We start from the raw sequence: 23,359 nt of genomic DNA, 5'->3' as shown, positions 1-23,359 counted from the left end.
CGCCATCATTCCTTGCCCGTTGCAACGGGCGTATCGGCCAGCCCGCCCCATTCGGTCCATGAACCGTCGTAGAGCCTGTTGTCGGTGTGGCCAAGCGTCTCCAGCGCCAGCGTGACGACAGCTGCGGTGATGCCAGAGCCACACGAGGTGACGACAGGCTTCGACAGATCGATGCCGGCATCCTCAACGGCCTTGCGCAGCCTATCCTTCGACAACAGCTCGCCACCTTGCGACAGCGCCGAATAAGGCAGGTTGCGCGCGCCAGGCATGTGACCGGAGCGGACACCGGCGCGCGGCTCGGGTTCGGTTCCGGTGAAGCGGCCGGCGCCACGGGCGTCCGCAATCTGGCTCTCTTTCGTTTCGACGATGCGCCGCATGTCGGAGAGGCTGGCGACCCGGGCGGCATCGAAATCGGCATAAAACACATTCGGCGCGATCTTCGTCGGTTCCGCCGTCACCGGCCGGCCCGCCGCCTTCCAGCGGTCGAAGCCGCCGTCCAGCACATAGACCTGGAACACGCCCATGACGCGGAACATCCACCAGGCGCGCGGCGCCGAGAAGAAACCCGGGCCGTCATAGACGACGATGGTGTCGTCGGCCGAAATGCCCATCGTGCCGACATATTGCGCGAAATGCTGCGGCGACGGCAGCGTGTGTGGCAGCTTGGCATCCGGGTCCGAGGCCGCATCGTGATCGAAGAAGCGCGCGCCCGGAATATGCGCCGCCTCATACTCGGCGCGCGCATCGCGCTTTTGCGCCGGCAGATACCAGGACGCATCGACGATCGTCAGGCCGGGCTCACCAAGCCGGCTCTGCAACCAGTCCGCATTGACGGTGAAAGGGCTGTCATCGGCCATTCTTTTTCTCCCGCCCCGCGCACGCGAAGCATCTTGGTTTCAAGCCGCAGGCATCGGTCCGAAGCGAATGCGAAAACGCCGGTTCTCGCGGCCCTTCTTTTCGATCTTGCCGATGTGGATCTCGCCGATCTCGCCGGTGCTTTTGACGTGGGTGCCACCGCAGGGCTGGCTGTCGACCGAAGCATTGTCGCCGATGCAAACCAGGCGGATTTTGCCAGTGCCGACCGGCGGGCGGACATTCTTCGACTTCACCAGGCCCGGATTGGCCGCCAGTTCCTCGTCGGTGATCAGCCTGATGAAGATCGGATGATCGGCAAGCACAAGCTCCATCAACCCGGCGGTAACATCTTCCTTGGTGAAGCCGGCATCCGGAGCGTCGAAGTCGACACGGCTGTCATCCTCGGAAACCGCGGCACCGGTGATCGGAAACGGACAGACGACGGTGAGCAGATGGCAGGCGGCGTGCATGCGCATCAGGAGATGCCGCCGCTCCCAGTCGATGGCGAGTTTCACCCGCTTGCCAATTTCGGGCACCGGCTGCTCCGGCGCCGGCACATGGATGATCTCGTCCTTGGTCTCGCCAGTGATGGTGGCGGCAATGGCAATGCGGCTGCCGTCGGCGCGCTCCAATGTGCCGGTGTCGCCTAGCTGGCCACCCGATGTCGCGTAGAAGATCGTCCGGTCGAGAATGATGCCGCCACGCTCGTTGATCGCGACCACCGTGGCTTCGGCCGTCGTCAGATAGGCGTCGTCGCGAAACAGCGCTTCGGTCTTGTGCGCCATCAGGCAACCTTCTCGTACGGCACTGAAATTGTGCTGCGTTCGTCCATCCAGCCCGGTACCGGCAGCTTCTTCTCGCGCAGGAAGTCCGGGTTGAACAGCTTCGACTGATAACGCGTGCCGTAGTCGGCCAGGATGGTCACGATGGTGTGGCCGGGGCCAAGCTCGCGCGCCAGCCGGATCGCGCCGGCAATGTTGATACCGGTCGAACCGCCGACGCACAGGCCCTCTTCCTGGATCAGGTCGAAGACGATCGGCAGCGCTTCCTCATCCGGAACCTGGAACGAGAAGTCCGGCGTGAACCCTTCGAGATTGGCCGTGATGCGCCCCTGCCCTATGCCTTCGGTGATCGAGCTGCCGTCGGACTTCAATTCGCCGCTGGTGTAGAAGGAGTAGAGCGCGGCGCCGAGCGGATCGGCGAGCGCGATCTTGACGTCCTTGCTTTTGGCCTTCAGCCCGAAGGCGACGCCGGCCAGCGTGCCGCCCGAACCCACAGCCGAGACGAAGCCGTCGACCTTGCCGCCGGTCTGCGTCCAGATTTCTTCCGCGGTGGTGCGGATATGGCCGTCGCGATTGGCGACATTGTCGAACTGGTTGGCCCAGATCGCGCCATTCGGCTCGGAACGCGCCATCTGCTCGGCCAGCCGCCCCGACAGTTTCACATAGTTGTTGGGGTTCTTGTAAGGCACCGCCGGCACCTCGATCAATTCCGCGCCAAGCACCTTGATCGTGTCTTTCTTCTCCTGGCTCTGCGTGTCGGGAATGACGATCACGGTGCGATAGCCCAGCGCCTTGGCGACCAGCGTCAGGCCAATTCCGGTATTGCCGGCCGTACCTTCGACGATGACGCCGCCCGGCTTCAACAGCCCCCGCTGTTCGGCGTCGCGGATAATGAACAGGCCAGCGCGATCCTTGACAGATTGGCCCGGATTCATGAACTCGGCCTTGCCCAGGATCTCGCAGCCGGTCAGCTCCGAAGCCTTGTTGAGGCGGATCAGGGGCGTGTTGCCGATCGCTTCGATCACAGAACGGGGCATCCGGGATTCCTTCATGTAGCTGCGGCGAGACCCTAGAAACCCGAAGCTTGCGTTTCAAGGCAAGAATTCGCCTGGTCCAGTCGCATTTCGGGTACTGCAATCTCCTGCCGCCAGATGACGCGCGATGACGATCATTTCAACCTTGTGCGGAAAAGCGCTCTTTTCATTCGATTTTTTCACCGCTAGAGCACTAATGACAGATCGGCAGGGCGCAGAATGACACTTTACCGGGCCAACCCGAAGCATGGCGTCGCCTGGATCACCGGCGGCAGCAGCGGCATCGGCCGTGCTCTGGCCAAGGACCTTGCGGCAAAGGGCTTTGTCGTCGCGGTGAGCGCGCTTGACGAGCATCCGATCGACGCGCTCATCGTCGAGACCGCACAGATGCCGGGACGCGTGGTTGCCTACCCTTGCGATGTCACCGACGAGCCGCGCATGGCAAGCACTGTGGCGGCGATCGAAAAGGATCTCGGCCCGATCGTGCTCGCCGTCTTCAACGCCGGCAACTACATCGCCACGCCCGGCGAAGACCTTAGGGTCCGCGACTTTCGCCAATCCTTCGAGGTCAACTATTTCGGCATCATCAATGGTCTCGTCCCGCTGATGGAGCGCATGCGTATCCGCGCGCGCGGCCATATCGTGCTTGTCGGCTCGGTGACCGCCTATTTCGGCTGGCCGACCACGGCGGCCTATGGCGGTTCGAAGGCGGCGATCAACATCCTGGCCGAGTCGCTGAAATACGATTTCGACAAGATGAATGTCCGCGTCCAGGTGATGAATCCGGGATTCATCGACACACCGCTGACCGAAAAGAACATGCTGCCGATGCCGGGACTGATGCCGGTCAACCGCGCCTCGCGACGCATGCTGCGCGGCATCGAGTCCGGCGGCTTCGAGGTCACCTTCCCGCGCCGGCTGAGTTGGGGGCTGAAGCTGCTGGCGCTGCTGCCGAGGCCCTTCTGCCGCTGGTTCATCAGCACGGCGACCCGCTGGACAGGCCGGCCACTGAATTTCGATCGCAAGCCGCCGAACGACTAACTGTCCACAGGCCGGCTGTTGCTTGGGTGCAGCAGCCGCCATAGGTTGAGATTTGTTGCGTGGAGTCTGCGATGGGGCGACGGATCGTGCTTGCGGTGCTGGGCGTCGTCGTCATCCTCATCCTGGCCGTCCTGCTTGGTCCGCGCGTTCCCGTCGACACCAAGATCCATTTCGATCCCAAAGCGATCGGCGATGATCCGCAGGCCTATCTGGCGGGTGAAGAGGCGGCCGTGCCCAACATCCGCGACGGGCTTGAGAAAGAAATCATCTGGGCCGACCCGATGGTTCACGCCAAGACGCCGCTAGCGATCGTCTATATCCACGGGTTTTCGGCATCGAAGGGCGAGGTTCGACCGCTGGCCGACGAGGTCGCCGACCAGCTCGACGCCAACCTCTTTTACACCCGCCTCACCGGCCATGGGCAGGACGGCGCCGCAATGGCGCAAGGCAGCGTTAACGCCTGGATCAACGACTATGAGGAGGCGCTCGCCATCGGCCGGGCCATCGGCGACAAGGTGATCGTCATCGGCACCTCGACCGGCGGCTCTCTGGCGGCATGGGCGGCGACTGAGCCTGGCGCATCTGACGGCGTCGCCGCAATCGCGTTCATCTCGCCGAATTTCGGCGTCAGGGCTTCAGGCGCCGAACTGCTGACCATGCCCTGGGGCAGGCAGATCGCCGAGCTTGTCGGCGGCAAGGAGCGCAGCTTTCCGACCCGCAATGCGCTGCACGAGAAACTCTGGACGCACACCTATCCGATGGCGGCCGTACTGCCGATGGCAGCATTGACCGAGCTTGCCTACGCAGCACCGGTGGAAAAAGCGACGATACCGGCTCTCTTCATCTTCTCGGATTCAGACAGCGTGGTGCGGGAAGACCGCACCCGCGAGATCGCCGGCCGCTGGGGCGCCGCGCACGAACTGGTGCCGGTCGACGACAATGGCGATTCCGACAACCACGTCATTGCCGGCGACGCGCTGTCGCCGTCGACCACGGCATTCCTGGCGCAGCGGATTGTGGTCTGGGTGAAGGCAATTACCGAGTAGCCGCAAACGAAAAGGACGGCCGGAGCATTGCTCGGGCCGTCCTCATTTCTACAGTCAGCAATCAAGCCAGGCGCGACGCGCCTGGCCGATTGTCCGATCAGGCAGCCCGCGCCGCAGGCCGCTTGCCGCCGAAGCGGCGCTTGTTGTTGCCCTTGAAGGGCTTGGCGCCTTCCGGCTTGCGCTCGCCCGCACCTGCAAAGGCCGGCTTGTCACCAAAACGCTTCTTGCCGAAGCCGTTGTTCTGGCCACCGGGGCGCCTGCCGTCGCGACGGCCATTGCGGTCGTTGCGATCGTTGGCCGGCTCGAAGCGCTCGTTCTTTTCAGCCGGATTGCGCACCGGATCGGGGCTGCCGAGATGGTCGGCAACGATCGGCAGCTTGCTGCGGATGATGCGCTCGACCTGGCGCAGCTTGCTGTTTTCCGAAGGATCGCAAAGCGTGATTGCAATGCCCTCCATGCCGTTACGGCCGGTGCGGCCGATGCGGTGGACATAGCTTTCCGCCTCATCCGGCAGGTCGAAATTCACCACATGGCTGATGCCGGGAACGTCGATGCCGCGCGCCGCGATATCGGTCGCCACCAGAATGCGCACCGAGCCCTCGCGAAAATCGTTGAGCGCCTTCTGGCGGGCGTTCTGCGACTTGTTGCCATGGATGACGGCGGCCTTGAAGCCGTCGCGCTCGAGGTCCTTGGTCACCCGGTCGGCGCCATGCTTGGTGCGCGAAAAGATGATGACGGACTTCATCGCCGCGTCGGCGAGCATGGTCGACAGCACCTGGCGCTTCTGCTTGGTGCGGGCGAAAACGACGCCTTGCACGATCTCGGCCGCCGCAGTGCTTTGCGGCGCTACTTCGACACGGATCGGGTTCTTCAACAGGCCCTTCGCCAGCTCGGCGATTTCATTGGGCATGGTGGCCGAGAACAGGACGGTCTGACGGTCGGGCGCGGTCGCCTTGGCGATGCGCTTGACGTCGTTGATGAAGCCCATGTCGAGCATGCGGTCGCCCTCGTCCAGCACCAGCCATTTGGTGTCGGAGAGAATGAGGTCACCCTCGCGCACCAGGTCGGTCAGACGGCCGGGCGTAGCGATCAGGATGTCGACGCCGGGCGCAACCTTCTTCACCTGGTTGAAGCGTGAAACGCCGCCAAGCACGAGCGCGGTCGAGACATGCGCGCCCTTGGCGAGGATCTTGATGGTGTCCTCGATCTGCACGGCGAGTTCGCGCGTCGGCGCCAGGATCAGCGCACGGGTGGTCTTGGCCCGGCGCTTGGTGCCGAGCGCGATGATCTTCGACAGGATTGGCAGCGCGAAGGCCGCGGTCTTGCCGGAGCCTGTCTGGGCGATACCGAAAATGTCACGGCCTTCCATCTGCGGCGGGATCGCCTGCGTCTGGATCGGCTTCGGCTCGGTGAAGCCGGCGCCGTGCGTCGCCTTGAGCAGCGCGCCGGTGATTCCAAGGGCTGCGAAACCGGTGAGTTCCGCAGTGTTGCCGGTCACAGTGTTGCTACCGGTCATAGTGTTTTCGTTGGTCAAAATAGTCTTCTTTCACGCGGCCTTAGCCGCAAACATCGATGCGGCAGGGCGCAACCTGCCGTCGAAAATTTGATATGAAACGACAAGGCGGGCGGACGGTAACGTCCACTCGGCTGCGCTGTCGTGCCCGCAGGCATCATGCCACGGGGCTTTTCCGCCACCTTGCCGTTCAACCGGAAAGAGGGAAAACAGACGCAACCAGTCTCATTTGTCGAGAAGGCCGGAATCTCCCGGCCCAAGCGCCTATGGGCTGCATATGGCTGAGTTCGCCCCGGAATGCAAGGGGCGTCATGTTGCAGCGCAACAAAGGCGGCTAGGAAGCGGTTGGAAATGTCCGCTTAAACCTCATCGGGCCATTTCCTGGCGCCGTGTTGGACAAACAGGATTTCCATCTGAGTGTCCTTTACCCGATACGCGACAATATAAGGCGTGCCCGGAATCACCAACTCACGCGTGCCTTTGATCTCGCCAACTCGGCCGATAAACGGATTGGCAGACAACAGCCTGGCGGTCTTTGAATGAATCTCCTTGACCACCCGGGCAGCAGCCCGCGGATTATGTTGGCCGATGTAATCGCCGATTTGACGCAAGCTCGATCAGATAGTGTCGGGTCCAGACAATTCGCACCGAGGCTCATGCCTGACTGTACTTGTTGAGAACGGTCGCGATCTCCTCTTCATTGGCGAAATCGCCGCGGTCGGCAGCCTCTATTCCCGCCTGAACGCCGGCAACCCACTTTTCCTGCCACGCCAACGAACGCCCATGGGACAGGGCGTCCTCAATGATCTGATCGCGCGTAAGTGTCGAGCGCGAGGTCAGCATTTCAATCCGGCGGTTCAGATCTTCGGATATTTCTACGTTGTTCTTCATAGGCTTATTCTGCCATATCTGGCGAATGCCTGCCAAGAAGTATCGCGCATGGGGGACCGAGCGATGAAGGACGTGCTGAAGGAACTCGAGCGCCGCCGCGACATCGCCCGCTTGGGCGGCGGCCAGGGCCGCATCGACGCCCAGCACAAGAAGGGCAAGCTCACCGCGCGCGAACGCATCGAGGTGTTCCTCGACGAGGGCTCGTTCGAGGAGTTCGACATGTATGTCGAGCACCGCTCGACCGACTTCGGCATGGAGAAGACCAAGATCGCCGGCGACGGCGTCGTCACTGGATGGGGCACGGTCAACGGCCGCCCGGTCTATCTCTTCGCCAAGGACTTTACCGTGTTCGGCGGCTCGCTGTCCGAAGCCCATGCCGAAAAGGTCATCAAGGTGCAGGAGATGGCGCTGCGCAACCGCGCGCCGATCATCGGCCTCTATGACGCTGGCGGCGCCCGCATCCAGGAGGGCGTGGCGGCCCTTGGCGGCTATGCCGAGATCTTTCAGCGCAACGTGCTGGCCTCCGGCGTCATCCCGCAGATTTCTGTCATCATGGGCCCTTGCGCGGGCGGCGACGTCTATTCGCCGGCGATGACCGACTTCATCTTCATGGTCCGCGACACCTCCTACATGTTCGTTACCGGGCCGGATGTGGTGAAGACCGTCACCAACGAAACGGTGACCGCCGAGAGCCTGGGCGGCGCCTCCGTCCACACGACAAAATCCTCGATCGCTGACGGCGCCTATGACAATGACGTCGAGGCGCTGTTGCAGATGCGTCGGCTGGTCGATCTGCTGCCGGCCTCCAACACGTCGGAGCTTCCCGAGATCGAATGCTACCAGTCGGTCACCGACCATGATCTGTCGCTCGACCGGCTGATCCCGGACAACGCCAACAAACCTTACGACATCAAGGAGCTGATCATGAAGGTCGCCGACGAAGGCGATTTCTTCGAGATCCAGCAGAGCTTCGCCAGGAACATCGTCACCGGTTTCGGCCGCGTCGAAGGCCGCACCGTCGGCTTCGTCGCCAACCAGCCGATGGTGCTGGCCGGCGTGCTCGATTCCGACGCCAGCCGCAAGGCGGCGCGCTTCGTGCGCTTCTGCGACTGCTTTTCCATTCCCATCGTCACTTTCGTCGATGTTCCGGGCTTCCTGCCGGGCACCGCGCAGGAATATGGCGGCCTGATCAAACACGGCGCCAAACTGCTGTTCGCCTATGCCGAAGCGACCGTGCCGAAGATCACCGTCATCACCCGCAAAGCCTATGGCGGCGCCTATGACGTGATGGCCTCAAAGCATCTGCGCGGCGACATGAACTATGCCTGGCCGACGGCGCAGATCGCGGTGATGGGGGCGAGAGGCGCGGTCGAGATCATCTATCGCAAGGACATCGGCGATGCCGAAAAGATCGCAGCCCATACAAAGGCTTACGAGGATCGCTTCCTGTCGCCCTTCGTCGCCGCCGAGCGCGGCTATGTCGACGAGGTGATCATGCCGCATTCCACCCGCCGCCGCATTGCGCGGGCGCTGCGCATGCTGCGCAACAAGGACATGCAGAACCCCTGGAAGAAACACGACAACATCCCGCTGTAGTACTTCCAGACAACCCTTGAGAAACCCTACTCCTCTTCCGCCGCGCCGAACCCCGCATCCCTTGTGGCGGCGGTAGCGCTGGCCCAGGGTGTTGCGTGGTTGTCGATGCGCATCTGGAAGATGAAATAGGTCGGCGAGCAGAAGCCGATGCCCTTCACCTTGCCAGCACCCGGCGTGTCCGGCGGCAGCGACTGGCACATATAGTCCTCGCGGCAGAAATGATCGGCCGAACAGGCGGGACGGTTGCCGCGATTGACCGCGCCGCCAAGACATTGGTCGAAATTGTTGGTCGCCACGCAGGTGTCGAATTTCTTGCCGCCGACCATCCCGCAGATTTCGGACGGCATCGGCTTGCCCGCCTTGAAGGCGGCAAAGCTGCGGTCCTTGTCGTCGCAGGCGCGGTAGGCGATGCCTGCCGGCACGCCGATCTTCGGCGGCCGGCAGGTGTAAGCGGTTCGCGAAAAGCTCGGTGCGAAAGCGGCGAACTGGCCGGTGATCTTGTAGCGATCGTTGAAAGGCTGCGACGGGTTGCTGGCGATCGAGCCGGTCAGGCAGGGATGGCCGGAGAACATCTTTGGGCTGTCCTTCGGCAGCAGACACTGCGCCAACGCGGTGCGCACGCCTGAGGCGGTCGCCAGCGGCGTGCAGACGGTGCCGCCGCCGCATTGCCAGGTCGCGCCGAAGCGTTTTTCATCGTCCGGCATCAGGCACGGCATCGCCATCTCGGCCGGCGCGTAGTCGACATCGCCGGCATCGCTCCACGTCGCGGGTGGGGCGAAGGACAGCGGCCGGTACCGGTTCGGCTCCTTTCCCTCCTGCGTGGCACGCAGCCAGGCCTGGCGTCGCGGGATCTCGGCATGCAGATGCGGCGAGATGCCGACCTCGATGCGGTTGAGCGGCGACGTCGTCTTGTCATCGAGGCCGATGAAATGAAAGCCGGCCGTCGAGCCCGCCTGGTGACAGCCCTGGCAGGCGCCATTGTCCAGCCGCTCGACCAGCGCCTCCGGCGTGCGCACCAGCTTCAGAGCCGCATAGTCGAGGCCGGCGAAATCCGCCGGCTGGAACAGCGGCGTGAACGGATGGTTGGCCTGCCTGGCGCTGCCGAAGGTCGACCACGAGATGATCTTCTTCGCCAGGAATTCGTCGGGGATTTCATAGACGCCGAGATCGACCGCCGCGACATTGGCGCTGACATAATCGGCGAGCCTTTTCTTCAGCGCCGCATCGTCCGAGAGCCGTGCGACATTGGGCGTGTTCTCCAGCGGCTTCTCGCTGACGGTAGCGCCATCGATGCCAAAAATCCGCATGAGATAGGCCGCCTGCCCGCCGAACTCGGTCTCCTGTCCCGAGGGAAAGCGCACCACTTGCGCGTTGAGCTCGAGCTGCTTGAAAGTCAGTTCCTCCGGTTCCAGCGGTCCGCCGGCCAGCCAGCCGGCATCGACGTTTTCGTCGAGCTGCGGCGTCCAGCGCCCGGCAACGCCGACGCAGCCGCCATCGGCATCGGGCTCAACGCTGTAGACGGCGCTGAAGTTGAATGGCAGGCGCGAGGCCAGGACCTTGCCGTTCTTGCGAAAGCTGTAGGCCAGGCGGTAGATGAAGCGCACCTCGCCGCAGCTCTTGTCGCCTTGCAGCGCGGCGAAATCGCGCCGGTCGAGCCGGTTGACGACACCGACCAAGCGGAAGCGCGCGGCTTCGGTCTGCAGCCAGCGCATGTCCATGATGCGGCCGACATTGCCGTCGGTCACCTCATAGAGCGTGCGCCCGCCAGCCTTCATCTCGGCGCGCAGGGCCGCAATGTCAGCCGCCACCATGTCTACGATTGCATGATAGGCCGGCGCCTCGCTGTAGATTGATTTCAGATCGTCCTCGCCATCGACGGCGAAAATGCCGGCGAAACCAAAACCCTTGGCATCGAGGGCAGCGAGCACCGCCGGATCGTCGATGATGGTCACCGGCTGCTCGGCGCGCGCGCTGTGCGATGCGAACAGCGCCATGACGGCCGCAACGACAAGCGCGAAAAACTTCATCCGATCAGCACCTTCTGCCGTGGCTCGACCAGTTCACGCAGCACCGGCACCAGGGCCAGCGGCAGATCCTCGGCTATAAGCCCCGGACCGAAGCGGCTGCCGGCTTCCGCATGGATCCAGACCGCGGCGCAGGCTGCTTCGAAGCATGGCATGCTTTGCGCCAAGAGCCCGGCAATGATGCCTGCCAGCACATCACCAGAACCGGCGGTGGCAAGCCATGGCGCCCCGTTGGCGTTGATTGCCGCGCGGCCGTCCGGCGCCGCGATCACCGTGTCGGCGCCCTTGTAGATAACAATGGCATTGGCGCGGGCTGCGGCCGCACGCGCCTTGGCGAGCTTTGAGAGGCTTTTGTCACCAGCGATGTCGGCAAACAGCCGGCCGAACTCGCCCTCATGCGGCGTCATGACAAGCGCTGGCGCATCCGGCCTGCTGGCTGCCTCGAACAATGTAGGGCCCGTGTTGCGGAAGGACGTGATGCCGTCGGCATCGAGCACCAGTCCCTCGACACCACCCTCTTGCCGTTTTCTGGCGAGCACGGCGAGGGCAAAATCGCGCGCTTTGTCACCGACACCAAAGCCCGGGCCGAGGACGAAGCTCGACGACCGGCGATCGCCGAGAAAGTCGTGCACGTCCTCGATAGCGTCGGTCTTGCGCAGCATGATCGAGGTCAGATGCGCGGCGTTGACCTGCATGGCATTTCCCGGCGACAGCACGGTTACCGCCCCTGCCCCGCTTCTTGCAGCGGCAAGTGCCGCCAGCCGCGCCGCGCCCGTCGCCGACGGTCCGCCGGAGAAGACGCCGACATGACCGCGCCTGTATTTGTGCGCATCGACCGCCGGCACCGGCAACGTCTCGAGCCAGAACGCCGGCTTGTTTTCGAATGTGCGCGGCGCGACCTGTGCGATGATGTCGTCGCCAATGCCGATGTCGGTAACGACGGTCTCGCCGCATCGCTCGCGCCCGGGCAACAGCAGATGTCCCGGTTTCTTGCGCGCGAAGGTGACGGTGATGTCGGCACGAAACGCCGCGCCGAGAATGTGGCCGCTGTCACCGGAAACACCTGAAGGCAAATCGACGGCAACGACAGACAGGCCGGCGGCAATGTCTACGGCACGCGCCGCATCACCCGAGAGGTCCTTGGACAGCCCCGCGCCATAGAGAGCATCGATAATCAACGAGCCCGGCTCAGCGACGAAAGTCGCCAGGGGCCGGCGCTCCAGCGAGCATTCGGCCGCGGCAATCGCCGCATCGCTGCCTGCCCTCGGCTCACCGGACACCCACAGCGTGACATCGACACCACTTTCCCCAAGCAACCGCGCCACGATATAGCCGTCGCCACCATTGTTGCCGGGGCCGCACAGCACGTGGACGCGGCTCGAAGCGGGATAGCGCGCCAGGACCACGGCAGCGACCGCTTCGCCAGCGCGCTGCATCAGGCCATAACCATCGAACGGACCGGCGGCGATTGCCAGCCGGTCGGCTTCGCCCATCTCGGCCGGCGACAGGACTTCGTTGCTCATGAATTGCCGATCCGCATTTCGCCCAAGGCCTCTTTGTCCTGGTCGAGCATTGTCCAGTTTCGGGTTCGAAGCAAACGGCCAGCCGCCGAGATGGCGTGCGGCCAATCCTTTCGCAGACTGGCGCCACGGATCCGCGCGCGCCCGCAAAATACGCGACCTGCCTAATTATCGTGCAGACGGCCGGAGCGGCAATGTGTAGGCTCCGAACACCCGCGCCGCTTCCGAAGCAGTGGATGACGCGAATGTGCATCCCGGCCCGGCGCGGCATTGGAATTGCGCGAAACCGCTTCTCGTGGGCTGAAATTGGCACAGTTCGTGCTTGATGGAGGCGCAAGCGGGGCGCACAACCCGTCTTTTTGGCAGTGGAGGCCACTTTTTACATGAAAAAGATCGAAGCGATCATCAAGCCGTTCAAGCTAGACGAAGTGAAGGAAGCGCTTCAGGAGGCCGGCCTGCAAGGCATCACCGTCACCGAGGCCAAAGGCTTCGGCCGCCAGAAAGGCCATACCGAACTCTATCGCGGCGCCGAATATGTCGTCGACTTCCTACCCAAGGTGAAGATCGAGGTCGTGCTTGGCGACGATGCCGTCGAAGGCGCCATCGAGGCCATCCGCAAGGCGGCCCAGACCGGCCGCATCGGCGACGGCAAGATCTTCGTCTCCAACATCGAGGAAGTCATTCGCATCCGTACCGGTGAAACGGGGATGGACGCCGTCTGAGGTTTCTGATTTCAGATATCTCGGTTTCTGGTTTCCGATAACTCCTCGAAACGTCATCAGACAGGGAAGAAATGACATGACGACAGCCAAAGACATCATGAAGCAGATCAAGGATAACGACGTGAAATTCGTCGACCTGCGCTTCACCGATCCGAAGGGCAAGCTGCAGCACGTGACGATGGATGTCATCGAGGTCGAGGAAGACATGTTCGCCGACGGTGTCATGTTCGACGGCTCCTCGATTGCCGGCTGGAAGGCGATCAACGAGTCCGACATGGTGCTTATGCCCGATCCCGACACCGTCCATATGGATCCGTTCTTCGCCCAGTCGACCATGGTCATCCTGTGCGACATCCTCGATCCGGTCTCCGGGGAATCCTACAACCGCGACCCGCGCGGCACCGCCAAGAAGGCCGAGGCCTACATGAAGGCCGAAGGCATCGGCGATCAGATCTTTGTCGGCCCGGAAGCCGAGTTCTTCGTCTTCGACGACGTCAAGTACAAGGCCGACCCCTACAACACCGGCTTCAAGCTGGACTCCACCGAACTGCCGTCCAACGACGACACCGATTACGAGACCGGCAATCTCGGCCACCGCCCGCGTATCAAGGGCGGCTACTTCCCGGTGCCGCCGATCGACAGCGCGCAGGACATGCGCTCCGAAATGCTGACCGTGCTCGCCGAAATGGGCGTGCGCGTCGAAAAGCATCACCATGAGGTGGCCGCCGCCCAGCACGAGCTCGGCATCAAGTTCGACACGCTGGTCCGCAACGCCGACAAGATGCTGATCTACAAGTATGTCGTGCACCAGGTCGCCAATGCCTATGGCAAGACGGCGACCTTCATGCCGAAGCCGATCTTCGGCGACAACGGTTCGGGCATGCACGTCCACCAGTCGATCTGGAAGGGCGGCAAGCCGACCTTCGCCGGTAATGAATATGCCGGCCTGTCGGAGAGCTGCCTGTTCTACATCGGCGGCATCATCAAGCACGCCAAGGCGATCAACGCCTTCACCAACCCGCTGACCAACTCCTACAAGCGCCTGGTGCCTGGCTATGAAGCGCCGGTGCTGCTCGCCTACTCCGCGCGCAACCGCTCGGCCTCGTGCCGCATCCCGTTCGGCTCGTCGCCAAAGTCCAAGCGCGTCGAGGTCCGCTTCCCCGATCCGGGCGCGAACCCCTACCTCGCTTTCGCCGCCATGCTGATGGCGGGCCTCGACGGCATCAAGAACAAGATCCACCCGGGCCAGCCGATGGACAAGGACCTCTACGACTTGCCGCCGAAGGAGTTGAAGAAGATCCCAACCGTCTGCGGCTCGCTGCGCGAAGCGCTGCAGAGCCTCGACAAGGACCGCGGCTTCCTGAAAGCCGGCGGCGTCTTCGACGACGACCAGATCGACAGCTACATCGAGCTCAAGATGGCCGAGGTGATGCGCTTCGAAATGACCCCGCACCCGGTCGAATACGATATGTACTATTCGGTCTGAGCGATCGGTTCAGAGACAAACAAAAACCCCGGCGTCAGTTCAGACGCCGGGGTTTTTGTTTGTTCGGACGACTGGCGTCGGATGCCGCCAGAGCAGATCGAGGCGGAGACCAAGTCTCCGCCTCAGCGAATGCTCAAGCCGCCGCCGAAACCTGGGCGCTGGTCGAAACCTCCGCGATCGTCTTCAGGATCTGCGAGGCGATCTGGTAGGGGTCGCCCTGCGAGTTCGGGCGGCGGTCTTCCAAATAACCCTTGTAGTCGTTGTTGACGAAGGAATGCGGCACGCGGATCGAGGCGCCGCGGTCGGCGATGCCGTAGCTGAACCGGTTCCACGGCGCGGTCTCGTGCTTGCCGGTCAGGCGCTTGTCATTGTCCGGGCCGTAGACGGCGATGTGGTCCATCAGGTTCTTGTCAAAGGCAGCCATCAGCGCTTCGAAATAGGCCTTGCCGCCGACTTCGCGCATATAGGCGGTCGAGAAGTTGGCGTGCATGCCCGAGCCGTTCCAGTCGGTGTCGCCGAGCGGCTTGCAGTGATACTCGATGTCGATCTCGTATTTTTCGGTCAGGCGCTGCAAGAGATAGCGGGCCATCCACATCTGGTCGGCGGCCTTCTTCGAGCCCTTGCCGAAGATCTGGAATTCCCATTGGCCCTTGGCCACTTCGGCGTTGATGCCTTCATGGTTGATGCCGGCGGCGAGACACTGGTCGAGATGCTCCTCGACGATCTGGCGGGCGACCGGGCCGACATTGGAGTAGCCGACGCCGGTGTAGTACGGGCCTTGCGGCGCCGGATAACCGCTCTCGGGGAAGCCGAGCGGACGGCCGTCCTTGTAGAAGAAATACTCCTGCTCGAAGCCGAACCAGGCGCCCTCGTCGTCGAGGATGGTGGCGCGCTTGTTGGAGACATGCGGCGTCACGCCATCGGGCATCATCACTTCGCACATCACCAGCACGCCATTGGTGCGGGCCGGATCGGGGAACACAGCGACCGGCTTCAGCACGCAGTCGGAGCTGTGGCCTTCGGCCTGCTGCGTGGAGGAGCCGTCGAAGCCCCACAGCGGCAGCTGCTCGAGCGTCGGGAACTCGGCATATTCCTTGATCTGGGTCTTGCCGCGCAGATTGGGGACCGGGGTGTATCCATCGAGCCAGATGTACTCGAGCTTGTATTTCGTCATTCTAGAGCCTCTCGTTGCTTGATCACCGAAGCTGGATGACGCCGGCGCGCGCCGAGCCATCCGGCAGACCGGCTGCCGGTCGATAAAATGCAAGTCATGTGCCATTTCCGCTGCGCGGGGTGCGTCAAAATTGCCTTGTCATCGCGGCGATTCAGCCAAGCCGCCTAAGCAATGCGCCGGGATCGATCAAAGGCAGAATTTGCTTAAATAACAGGCAAATGCTGATCTTTCTTTAGGCATCTTGCCTAAACAGATTGCAGGACCTACTTTGATGGAAAGATGAATCGACAAGCCTCTCCAGAAGAAAGGAGACCGACAATGGAAATCACGTCAGCCCGTCCGTCGGCAAAAATCCTGATGTTCCCGGTGGCAGCGCGTGCGGCTGCCTCAAACTTAGGCGTAAAGGCCAAGTTCGCGGCAGAGCTTGCCTCATTGCGCGATCATCCCTTGGGTCATGGCGAGGCCTGGTACCATGAGGCCGCCATCGCGGAAGCCGAGCAGCCTCACAAGAGCTAGCCGTTTTCCGGGCTAGCAAGCTGAAAGCAGGCCTGAACAAAAGAAAAACCCGGCGCGATCGCTCGCGCCGGGTTTTTTGTTGAACGCAGGAACAGCGCCTACTGCTTGGTGTGCAGGTCGGTTCCCAGCGTATCCCTGACGAAGATCATGCCGATGATTAGCGACATCGCCGCGATCACCACCGGATACCAGAGGCCATAATAGATATCGCCCTTGGAGGCGCTGAGCGCGAACACGATCGCCGGCAGCAGGCCGCCAAACCAGCCATTGCCGATGTGATAGGGCAGCGACATACCGGTATAGCGGATGCGGGTCGGGAACATCTCGACCAGGATCGCCGCGATCGGCCCGTAGACCATGGTCACGTAGACGACCAGGATGAACAGGATGCCGATGACCTTTGCCCAGTTGACGGCTGCCGGGTCGGCAAACATCGAGAACGCACCGGCCGCTGGAACACTGTAGACCGTCACGTCGGTGGCGCCGGCGGCGTCATCCGCCGTCAGCACCTTGTCCTTGACCGCCTGGGCGAGTGGGACAGTGGCTTTTTCACCGGCGCGAATGGCTGCCGCGTCGAGTTTCAATTCGGGATTGGCCGCGACAAAGGCGTCGAGCTTCTGGTCGGCAACCTTGGCGGCAGCACGTTTCAGCGGATAGCCGCCGTCCTGAAGCGCGAGGTTGACCGCCTTCTTGAAGGCAGCATCGTTTGAAGCCGCTTTGTCCGCGGCTGCCACGGCATCATAGGACGCCACCGTTTCGGTGCCAATCTTCACACTGGCCGCGGTTCCCGGTGCCGCCGTCGTAATGATGTCGTAGGGTACGGAGCTCTTGGCAAGGAAGTCGGTCGCAATATCGCACGAAGTGAGAGGCTTGCGTGTTCCGGTCGGATTGAACTGGAACTTGCAGTCTCCCGGTGCGGCGGTCACCGTGGCACGCGTGTTCTGCTGCGCGGTGGCGAGCGCCGGGTTGGCGGCCCAGGTCAGCGCCTTGAACAGCGGGAAGGTGGTGACGATCGCCAGCGCCAGACCGGCCATGATGATCGGCTTGCGGCCGACCTTGTCGGAGAGCCAGCCGAACACGACGAAGAAGATCGAGCCGAGCGCCAGCGCGATTGCGATCATGATGTTGACCGACTGCGGATCGACCTTGAGCACATTGGCCAGGAAGAACAGCGCGTAGAACTGGCCATTGTACCAGACCACGGCTTGGCCGGCGGTCAAGCCGAACAACGCCAGCAAGGCGATCTTGGCATTCTTCCACTGGCCGAAAGCTTCCGACAGAGGCGCCTTGGAGCCCTTGCCCTCGTCCTTCATGCGCTGGAAGGTCGGCGATTCGGCAAGCGACAGGCGAATCCAGACCGATATGGCGAGCAGGATGGCCGAGACCAGGAATGGAATACGCCAGCCCCAGGCCGCGAAATCCTCCTTGCTCAGCGAATTCTGCACGATCAGGATGATAATCAGCGACAGAAACAGGCCAAGTGTGGCCGTTGTCTGGATCCACGACGTATAGAAGCCTCGGCGGTCGTCGGGAGCGTGTTCGGCGACATAGGTCGCCGCACCACCATACTCACCGCCAAGCGCCAGGCCCTGCAGCATGCGCAACCCAACCAGGATGATGGGCGCCGCAATGCCCCAACTCGCCGAGCCGGGAAGCAGGCCGACCAGGAAGGTCGACAGGCCCATGATCGTGATGGTGACAAGAAATGTGTATTTGCGGCCAACGAGATCGCCGATGCGGCCGAACACCAGCGCGCCGAACGGACGCACCAGGAAGCCGGCGGCGAAAACCAGCAACGTGAAGATGTTGCGCGTCGCCTCAGGATAAGTGGCGAAGAATGTGGTGCCGATCGCGGCCGCCAATGCGCCATAGAGATAGAAATCATACCATTCGAAAATCGTGCCGAGCGAGGAAGCGAAGATGACTTTCTTCTCCTCCCGCGTCATGCCGCGGCTGCTTCCGCCGGCGGTCGATGCCATTGCCATGGAAATGTCCTCCCGTGAGATCCCGTCTGTCTTCGATGCCGGGCGTCACGGTCGGCGCTCCCTCTGAACGCGACTCAGCCCAGCCATCGGCGTAAAAAATGACAGAAAGCGGCGGCCGGAGGCAGACCGACATTGGGTTTATGACTTTCGTATTAGGTGCAGTGCGGCAAAGACCGGAGATCAGCCCTTGAGCGCTTCCAGCAGGCTGACGGCGGCCATCATGTCGCGCTTGCGGGCCGAGCGACGGGCCACGGCCTCGGCGTCATGGCCCCAATGCTCGGCCTGCCAGTCCTCATCGACATGGCCGGCGGCCCAAGCCGCCTCGCCGTCAAGCGCGCCGTAGTCGACTGCAAGCGCCAGCAGCGCCGACCCGGTCAGCGAGGTCATGACATGGATGGCGGCCAGCCGCAGCGGCTCGGCGCGCTGGGCAAGATGAGCGCCGAGCACGGCGATGCTTTCGCGCGGCTGCTCGACATGAATCACCCCTTCGGCAAGGTTGAAGCGAGCACCGAGCGCGCTGCGCGCCCAGTCGATGACCGGATCCCAATGCCGGTTCTGGCGCTCGACCAGCCCCTGCGGCGCGTCGGCGCGGTAGCAGGTGAGATCGGACGACGCGAAACGCAACACGTCCTCCAGCACCGCCTGCGGGTCGCTGGCGACGCCGTCAATGGCGGTGTTGACCAGACGCAGCACCGGCATCGTGACGGGATCGATGGTCTCGCCTTGCGCGTCGAATTCGCCGGCTACCAACTTTGCCGCCGTCTCGGTGGGCAGCGCCAGCAACGCCTTACCCGGCGTGCGCACCGGCTTGCCGTCGAGATGCACGGCAAAGCCCTCGTCCACCGGCACGACGGAAACGTCCTTGTAGAAACGCTTCGGCAGGTGCGTCTTCATCTGGATCTGCGCGCGGCGCACCGGATCCGGATCGGAGAGCTGCTTGCCTGCTTCGAGGTCGTTGAGGATATCGCGCATCTCGAACTCCTTAGAGCATGACGCCGAAAAGTGTGAAGCGGTTTTCGGACAAAATCATGCTCTATAAATTTGTCAAAACCTGCTTGCGCGCCGGCCGGTTGACAATGATCAGGCCGATGGCGATCAGCCCAAGCGCCACAAAGATCCTGACCGTCGGCGCCTCGCCCAGAATGACAGCGCCGCACAGCACACCGAACACCGGCGACAGGAAGGCAAAGCTCGACAGGCCCGATGCCGGATAGCGCCGAAGCAGCCAGAACCACAACACATAGGTGAAGGCAACGACATAGATGGCCTGGAACAGCAGCGCCCATGTCGACAAGGCAGTGACGTCACGGATCGGCGGGCCGGCGAACGGTATCACCAGGAAGCCGACGGCGGCGGCGCCCGCCAGCTGGTAGAGCAACAGTTTTTCGGCGCTGGTCTCGACCAGTTTCGAGCGTTTGATGACGATGCTGGTCGCCGCCCACAGAATGCCGGAGCCGAGGCTGAGAAGATCGCCCATCAGAGTCACTTTGTTGCCGCCGACAATCCCGTCGGAGAACACCGCCACCAGGCCGCAAAAGGCAAGCACGAGACCGCCAAGCTTCCTCGCATTGATGCGCTCGCCAAGCAGGAAATGGCCGCCGAGCAGGACCCAGAACGGCATGGCGTTGACCAGCAGCGTGTTGCGGGCAACGGTCGTGTATTCCAGCCCGATATAGAGGCACAGGAACTCGACGCCGAAGAGCACGCCGACAATGATGCCTGCGACCAGCGACCGGTCAGCCTCGAACAGCCTGATGCCGCGCAGCCAGCACCAGCCGAGGACACAAAGCCCGCCAATGATCGAGCGTGCGATCGAGACGAAAACAGGGTCGAAGCCGGCATAGGAAATCTTGGCGGCGACATAGTTCAACCCCCAGGAAAAGGTCAGCCCGACCATGATTGCAGCAGCCGCCAAATCGACCGCGTCGCGGCGATCCAATGCCGAGGCAACGGCCAATGTCAGTCCTCCGCACTGGCGTCGTCGAAGCCGATCAGGTTCCAGCTCTGGCGCATATGCGGCGGCATCGGCGCGGTGACGTCGATGACGCCCTTGTCCGGGTGCGGAATGACGATGCGGCGTGCATGCAGATGCAGGCGGTTTTGAATGCCGCCCGGGAAATCCCAATTGGTGTCGGCCTCGAAATATTTGGGGTCGCCGATGATCGGGCAGCCAATATAGGCGGCATGAACGCGAAGCTGGTGGGTGCGGCCGGTGTAGGGCTCCATTTCCAGCCAGGTCATCGTCTGCGCCGCCTGCTCGATGATCCGGTAGTAGGACACGGCATGGTCGGCGCCTTTTTCACCATGGGCGGCCACACGCACGCGATCACCGTCCTCGGTCGGCTCCTTGATCAGCCAGGTCGAGATCTTGTCCTCGCGCTTGGGCGGCACGCCCTTGACCAGCGCCCAGTAGGTCTTCTTGGTCTCACGTGCGCGAAAGGACTCGGAGAGCTTCATCGCCGCAAGCCTGGTGCGGGCAACCACCAGCACGCCCGACGTGTCGCGGTCGAGCCGGTGCACTAGGCGCGGCTTCTCGCCCTTCTGGCTGCGCCATGCCTCCAGCATGTCGTCGACATTGCGGGTAACGCCCGAACCGCCTTGCACGGCCAGGCCAGCCGGCTTGTTGAAGACGAAGACCTTCGGGTCTTCGTGGATCAGCATCTTGGCCAGCACATCGGCGTCGCCCTGGTTGCGGATCGAGTGACCGGTAAGCGCGCTCTCGCCCTTCTTGTCGACCTCGAGCGGCGGCACGCGCACCACCTGGCCGGGCTCGACACGGCTGTCGGCCTTGACCCGGCCGCCATCGACACGGATCTGGCCGGAGCGCAGCAACTTCTGCAGATGGCCGAACCCGAGGCCGGGGAAATGGGTCTTGAACCAGCGATCGAGCCGCATGCCCGCCTCGCCGGCCTCTACTGTGATCTGTTCAACGCCTGCCATAATTCCAATCGCCGTTCCGCGGCACGCGACGGCATTCGCCGACACCCGCAACCTCATACTCGGTCATCCGTTGTCGGTTCCATATTGCAGAACCTGAACTTTCTCCAGCGTGATCAGACCGCTTGTCATGATTGTCTCAAGTATTGGCAGGAAAGCGGCTATCTTTTCCTCGCCATCGACGATCTCGATCACAAGCGGCAGATCCTCCGACAAACGGAGGATCTTCGTGGTATGAAGCCGGCTGGAATGGCCGAACCCCATCGCTCCGCGCAGGACGGTCGCGCCGGCAATCTGCATTTCGCGAGCCTTGAGCACGATTGCCTCATACAGCGGACGGCCGTCTGCCCTGTCGTTCTCGCCGATGAATATGCGCAGCAATTGCGCCTGTGTCGGTATTTTCATTGCCCGGACCCTCTCAGTCGGTTGAGGCGCATTGCAAAGATGTGGCCAAGCCAGACGGCGGCAAGCCACGCCACCACGGAGATCGCGATATTGAGCCCCGCCACCACAAGCTCCCCGCCTTGCGCGAGGATGAGCGTTTCAAGGCTGAACGCGGAAAAGGTCGTCAGGCCTCCACAGAAGCCGGCCATGAAGAACTGGCGCTGCAACGGGCTGGCGAAGACGCGGCCTTCCGGCCCCGTCAATGTGGCATAGAAGCCGATGAGGAATGAGCCGACAATGTTCACGAGGAGCGTGCCGAAGGGGAATCCACTGCCCCACAAGGCATCGCTCGCCAATGAGACAAGCGCTCGCAGCACGCCGCCGATCATGCTGCCGGCTGCCACGGTAGCATAGATCCGAACCGTTTCACTCGTTTTACGCCAGCCAATGAGGCGCGCCGCGTGCCCTGCCGCGGCAGCGTCCGTTCCGCCGGAGCGAAGCTTCCGCGGACTGCTCATAGCGCCCCGTTGCCGATCAGGAGACTTCCCGCGGCAAAGCCCAGCGTCACGCCACCGAGGCTCAGAACAACCGAAAGCAGCACATTGCCGCCGGCGCGCAACCATTCACCCTCGCGCGCCAGCGCCAGCGTCTGCAGGCTGAAGGAAGAGACCGTGGTATAGCAGCCGAGGCAGCCGGTAACTGCAAAGGCCCAGATGCCGGGCATTCCGTCGCGCGCCACCGCATGCGCGATGACGCCGATCGCAAACGCCCCCGAGACGTTGACGACCATCGTACCCCACGGAAAGGTCTCGCCGACTCGGCGGGCGATGAAGCCGGACAGGAAGAAGCGGGCCATCGCGCCGATCGCGCCGCCAAGACAGACAAGCAACAGGTGATACATCGCGCTCCCTCTTGCCGGTCAAGACTACGCGTCAGGTTGTCTCGACCTTCTTTGCCTTGCTCGAGCCGATCATCTTCCAGTTCTTGTAGAACATGGAATTGATGCGCTCGACGGTGACCGAAACGATGGCGAGAAGGCCGGCGATGAAGCCAGGGAATGGCGACGGACGGATGATGTCCATGAACACACAGTAGCGGCGCCCGTCATATTCGTTGACCGAGCGGTGCAGCAGCGTGTCGTCGAAAATATAGAGCGGGTTGTCGTGCCAGTAGTTCCTGGCGCCGTTGCACTCGACGAAAACCTCTGCCTTCACCGGCAGGAGATTGTAGAGGATGCGCAGGCTGAGCCGCAGCGGTCCGAAATGCCAGGAGGTCGATTCCTTGCCCCTGAAGACCGAGACGGCAATGGTCTTGATGTATTTGAAATCCTTGTTGAATTCGGCGACGTTGTCGATCTTGTGCTTGCCGTACCATTGATAGACATACATGCCGCGACGGCCGGTGCCGAAATTGGCGTCGATATCGGCGATGATCTCGTCCTTGCGCGCCTTGAAGACGTCGAGAACCTCGTTGACCTCGCGCTGATAGTCGGCGGGAAACTGCTCCAGCTTCCACACGCCCGGGTTCCGGTAGCAGAGCAGGTCGACCAGAAGGTTGAAGGGCGACAGCAGCCAGGTGAAAATGCCGTTGCCGAGGAAATAGCCGCGCAACAGCGACAGGTCCTTGTTGGCGTTGCGCAGCACATCGATCAGGCCGCAGACGATCCAGATCGTAGTCAGGATCGGGATGAAATAGAAGCCGAGCGCAAGCAGCGGCAGTGCAATCACAGCCTGGCGAAGGGATTTGCGAAGGGATTTTTTCATTTTTTTCTCGCGCCGTCGGGCGCGATTCCTGTTGCGACGACAATCGCCAAGCATCTTAGCGACGGCCACCCCCGAGGCCGTGCGCCTTGA

23 protein-coding genes are annotated in these 23,359 nt (G+C 62.6%); 6 read left to right on the top strand and 17 right to left on the bottom strand.

Translation table 11 applies throughout. From position 1 onward, the window contains the following. Positions 1-5 precede the first annotated feature (5 nt). Genes sseA through JQK88_RS10025 form a run of 3 tightly spaced genes read right to left on the bottom strand, consistent with a single transcriptional unit; the run spans position 6 to position 2,674 of the window. Positions 6-857, bottom strand: coding sequence for a 3-mercaptopyruvate sulfurtransferase (gene sseA / locus JQK88_RS10035; RefSeq protein ID WP_203278207.1), 852 nt, complete (start codon positions 855-857; stop codon positions 6-8). Between the two features lie 39 nt (positions 858-896). Next, positions 897-1,640 (bottom strand): alanyl-tRNA editing protein, encoded by a 744-nt coding sequence (locus JQK88_RS10030; RefSeq protein ID WP_203278206.1) that lies wholly within the window; start codon positions 1,638-1,640, stop codon positions 897-899. Continuing rightward, positions 1,640-2,674, bottom strand: coding sequence for a cysteine synthase A (locus JQK88_RS10025; protein WP_192254229.1), 1,035 nt, complete (start codon positions 2,672-2,674; stop codon positions 1,640-1,642). The genes JQK88_RS10030 and JQK88_RS10025 overlap by 1 nt, the downstream gene beginning before the upstream one ends. Positions 2,675-2,890: 216 nt before the next feature. On the opposite strand from JQK88_RS10025, the gene JQK88_RS10020 reads away from it, so the two are divergent. Both JQK88_RS10020 and JQK88_RS10015 read left to right on the top strand, forming a co-directional pair. Further along, positions 2,891-3,712 carry an SDR family oxidoreductase gene (locus JQK88_RS10020; RefSeq protein WP_192254231.1) on the top strand — a complete coding sequence of 274 codons (822 nt, stop codon included), beginning with the start codon at positions 2,891-2,893 and terminating at the stop codon, positions 3,710-3,712. Between the two features lie 71 nt (positions 3,713-3,783). Continuing rightward, positions 3,784-4,758, top strand: a complete 975-nt coding sequence (locus JQK88_RS10015; protein ID WP_203278205.1) for an alpha/beta hydrolase — start codon at positions 3,784-3,786, stop codon at positions 4,756-4,758. 97 nt (positions 4,759-4,855) lie between these two features. Here JQK88_RS10015 and JQK88_RS10010 read toward each other — a convergent pair whose 3' ends face one another. The 3 genes from JQK88_RS10010 to JQK88_RS10000 form a co-directional block, all read right to left on the bottom strand. Beyond that, the gene (locus tag JQK88_RS10010; protein ID WP_376740394.1) at positions 4,856-6,274 is read right to left on the bottom strand and encodes a DEAD/DEAH box helicase; all 1,419 of its coding nucleotides are present in this window, start codon (positions 6,272-6,274) and stop codon (positions 4,856-4,858) included. 356 nt (positions 6,275-6,630) lie between these two features. Continuing rightward, on the bottom strand, positions 6,631-6,882 hold the full coding sequence (locus tag JQK88_RS10005) for a type II toxin-antitoxin system RelE/ParE family toxin (protein WP_376740393.1): 252 nt from the start codon (positions 6,880-6,882) through the stop codon (positions 6,631-6,633). A 43-nt stretch (positions 6,883-6,925) separates the two neighbouring features. Next, entirely contained in the window at positions 6,926-7,162 is a 237-nt protein-coding gene (locus tag JQK88_RS10000) for a transcriptional regulator (protein ID WP_203278203.1), read from the bottom strand. Between the two features lie 63 nt (positions 7,163-7,225). Here JQK88_RS10000 and JQK88_RS09995 point away from each other — a divergent pair, with 63 nt between their 5' ends. Beyond that, positions 7,226-8,758 (top strand): acyl-CoA carboxylase subunit beta, encoded by a 1,533-nt coding sequence (locus JQK88_RS09995; protein ID WP_203278389.1) that lies wholly within the window; start codon positions 7,226-7,228, stop codon positions 8,756-8,758. 26 nt (positions 8,759-8,784) lie between these two features. Here JQK88_RS09995 and JQK88_RS09990 read toward each other — a convergent pair whose 3' ends face one another. Together JQK88_RS09990 and JQK88_RS09985 are read right to left on the bottom strand one after the other, a co-directional pair. Beyond that, entirely contained in the window at positions 8,785-10,785 is a 2,001-nt protein-coding gene (locus JQK88_RS09990) for a hypothetical protein (protein WP_192254252.1), read from the bottom strand. After that, positions 10,782-12,305 (bottom strand): NAD(P)H-hydrate dehydratase, encoded by a 1,524-nt coding sequence (locus JQK88_RS09985; RefSeq protein ID WP_203278202.1) that lies wholly within the window; start codon positions 12,303-12,305, stop codon positions 10,782-10,784. The genes JQK88_RS09990 and JQK88_RS09985 overlap by 4 nt, the downstream gene beginning before the upstream one ends. A gap of 380 nt (positions 12,306-12,685) precedes the next feature. On the opposite strand from JQK88_RS09985, the gene JQK88_RS09980 reads away from it, so the two are divergent. Both JQK88_RS09980 and glnA read left to right on the top strand, forming a co-directional pair. Next, positions 12,686-13,024 (top strand): P-II family nitrogen regulator, encoded by a 339-nt coding sequence (locus JQK88_RS09980; RefSeq protein ID WP_203278201.1) that lies wholly within the window; start codon positions 12,686-12,688, stop codon positions 13,022-13,024. Between the two features lie 76 nt (positions 13,025-13,100). Continuing rightward, positions 13,101-14,510 (top strand): type I glutamate--ammonia ligase, encoded by a 1,410-nt coding sequence (gene glnA, locus JQK88_RS09975; RefSeq protein WP_112562341.1) that lies wholly within the window; start codon positions 13,101-13,103, stop codon positions 14,508-14,510. 133 nt (positions 14,511-14,643) lie between these two features. Here glnA and JQK88_RS09970 read toward each other — a convergent pair whose 3' ends face one another. Next, positions 14,644-15,684, bottom strand: coding sequence for a glutamine synthetase beta-grasp domain-containing protein (locus JQK88_RS09970; protein ID WP_203278200.1), 1,041 nt, complete (start codon positions 15,682-15,684; stop codon positions 14,644-14,646). Between the two features lie 318 nt (positions 15,685-16,002). Between JQK88_RS09970 and JQK88_RS09965 the strand changes: the two genes are divergently transcribed. Next, a complete protein-coding gene (locus JQK88_RS09965; RefSeq protein ID WP_203278199.1) occupies positions 16,003-16,200 on the top strand; it encodes a DUF2735 domain-containing protein in 198 nt (65 codons plus the stop codon). Between the two features lie 98 nt (positions 16,201-16,298). On the opposite strand, the gene JQK88_RS09960 is transcribed toward JQK88_RS09965, so the two are convergent. From JQK88_RS09960 to JQK88_RS09925, 8 genes are all read right to left on the bottom strand, one after another. After that, a complete protein-coding gene (locus JQK88_RS09960; protein ID WP_203278198.1) occupies positions 16,299-18,185 on the bottom strand; it encodes an MFS transporter in 1,887 nt (628 codons plus the stop codon). Positions 18,186-18,365: 180 nt separating this feature from the next. Further along, the gene (locus JQK88_RS09955; RefSeq protein WP_192254262.1) at positions 18,366-19,157 is read right to left on the bottom strand and encodes an ATP12 family chaperone protein; all 792 of its coding nucleotides are present in this window, start codon (positions 19,155-19,157) and stop codon (positions 18,366-18,368) included. A 61-nt stretch (positions 19,158-19,218) separates the two neighbouring features. After that, positions 19,219-20,082, bottom strand: coding sequence for a DMT family transporter (locus JQK88_RS09950; RefSeq protein WP_192254370.1), 864 nt, complete (start codon positions 20,080-20,082; stop codon positions 19,219-19,221). Between the two features lie 62 nt (positions 20,083-20,144). After that, a complete protein-coding gene (locus JQK88_RS09945) occupies positions 20,145-21,125 on the bottom strand; it encodes an RluA family pseudouridine synthase (protein ID WP_142865539.1) in 981 nt (326 codons plus the stop codon). Positions 21,126-21,188: 63 nt separating this feature from the next. Beyond that, the gene (locus JQK88_RS09940) at positions 21,189-21,527 is read right to left on the bottom strand and encodes a DUF190 domain-containing protein (protein ID WP_203278197.1); all 339 of its coding nucleotides are present in this window, start codon (positions 21,525-21,527) and stop codon (positions 21,189-21,191) included. Continuing rightward, complete coding sequence (locus tag JQK88_RS09935) at positions 21,524-21,895, bottom strand: CrcB family protein (RefSeq protein ID WP_246501659.1); 372 nt, start codon at positions 21,893-21,895, stop codon at positions 21,524-21,526. The genes JQK88_RS09940 and JQK88_RS09935 overlap by 4 nt, the downstream gene beginning before the upstream one ends. 125 nt (positions 21,896-22,020) lie before the next feature. Then, positions 22,021-22,407, bottom strand: coding sequence for a fluoride efflux transporter CrcB (crcB, locus tag JQK88_RS09930; protein ID WP_192254268.1), 387 nt, complete (start codon positions 22,405-22,407; stop codon positions 22,021-22,023). Between the two features lie 31 nt (positions 22,408-22,438). After that, on the bottom strand, positions 22,439-23,269 hold the full coding sequence (locus JQK88_RS09925) for an aspartyl/asparaginyl beta-hydroxylase domain-containing protein (RefSeq protein ID WP_112562348.1): 831 nt from the start codon (positions 23,267-23,269) through the stop codon (positions 22,439-22,441). Positions 23,270-23,359 lie beyond the last annotated feature (90 nt).

This window comes from Mesorhizobium caraganae (assembly GCF_016836705.1).
Taxonomy (GTDB): domain Bacteria; phylum Pseudomonadota; class Alphaproteobacteria; order Rhizobiales; family Rhizobiaceae; genus Mesorhizobium; species Mesorhizobium caraganae.
This window is presented reverse-complemented; position numbering and strand designations above follow the sequence as displayed.

Coding starts and splice junctions, on each gene's coding strand:
- JQK88_RS10010 (WP_376740394.1), bottom strand. CDS start 6,274: ATGACCGGTAGCAACACTGTGACCGGCAACACTGCGGAACTCACCGGT.
- JQK88_RS09985 (WP_203278202.1), bottom strand. CDS start 12,305: ATGAGCAACGAAGTCCTGTCGCCGGCCGAGATGGGCGAAGCCGACCGG.
- JQK88_RS09965 (WP_203278199.1), top strand. CDS start 16,003: ATGGAAATCACGTCAGCCCGTCCGTCGGCAAAAATCCTGATGTTCCCG.
- JQK88_RS09925 (WP_112562348.1), bottom strand. CDS start 23,269: ATGAAAAAATCCCTTCGCAAATCCCTTCGCCAGGCTGTGATTGCACTG.
- JQK88_RS09995 (WP_203278389.1), top strand. CDS start 7,226: ATGAAGGACGTGCTGAAGGAACTCGAGCGCCGCCGCGACATCGCCCGC.
- JQK88_RS10000 (WP_203278203.1), bottom strand. CDS start 7,162: ATGAAGAACAACGTAGAAATATCCGAAGATCTGAACCGCCGGATTGAA.
- sseA (WP_203278207.1), bottom strand. CDS start 857: ATGGCCGATGACAGCCCTTTCACCGTCAATGCGGACTGGTTGCAGAGC.
- JQK88_RS09980 (WP_203278201.1), top strand. CDS start 12,686: ATGAAAAAGATCGAAGCGATCATCAAGCCGTTCAAGCTAGACGAAGTG.
- JQK88_RS10030 (WP_203278206.1), bottom strand. CDS start 1,640: ATGGCGCACAAGACCGAAGCGCTGTTTCGCGACGACGCCTATCTGACG.
- glnA (WP_112562341.1), top strand. CDS start 13,101: ATGACGACAGCCAAAGACATCATGAAGCAGATCAAGGATAACGACGTG.
- JQK88_RS10020 (WP_192254231.1), top strand. CDS start 2,891: ATGACACTTTACCGGGCCAACCCGAAGCATGGCGTCGCCTGGATCACC.
- JQK88_RS09940 (WP_203278197.1), bottom strand. CDS start 21,527: ATGAAAATACCGACACAGGCGCAATTGCTGCGCATATTCATCGGCGAG.
- JQK88_RS09935 (WP_246501659.1), bottom strand. CDS start 21,895: ATGATCGGCGGCGTGCTGCGAGCGCTTGTCTCATTGGCGAGCGATGCC.
- JQK88_RS09955 (WP_192254262.1), bottom strand. CDS start 19,157: ATGCGCGATATCCTCAACGACCTCGAAGCAGGCAAGCAGCTCTCCGAT.
- JQK88_RS09960 (WP_203278198.1), bottom strand. CDS start 18,185: ATGGCAATGGCATCGACCGCCGGCGGAAGCAGCCGCGGCATGACGCGG.
- JQK88_RS09990 (WP_192254252.1), bottom strand. CDS start 10,785: ATGAAGTTTTTCGCGCTTGTCGTTGCGGCCGTCATGGCGCTGTTCGCA.
- JQK88_RS09950 (WP_192254370.1), bottom strand. CDS start 20,082: ATGGTCGGGCTGACCTTTTCCTGGGGGTTGAACTATGTCGCCGCCAAG.
- JQK88_RS10025 (WP_192254229.1), bottom strand. CDS start 2,674: ATGCCCCGTTCTGTGATCGAAGCGATCGGCAACACGCCCCTGATCCGC.
- JQK88_RS09945 (WP_142865539.1), bottom strand. CDS start 21,125: ATGGCAGGCGTTGAACAGATCACAGTAGAGGCCGGCGAGGCGGGCATG.
- crcB (WP_192254268.1), bottom strand. CDS start 22,407: ATGTATCACCTGTTGCTTGTCTGTCTTGGCGGCGCGATCGGCGCGATG.
- JQK88_RS09970 (WP_203278200.1), bottom strand. CDS start 15,684: ATGACGAAATACAAGCTCGAGTACATCTGGCTCGATGGATACACCCCG.
- JQK88_RS10015 (WP_203278205.1), top strand. CDS start 3,784: ATGGGGCGACGGATCGTGCTTGCGGTGCTGGGCGTCGTCGTCATCCTC.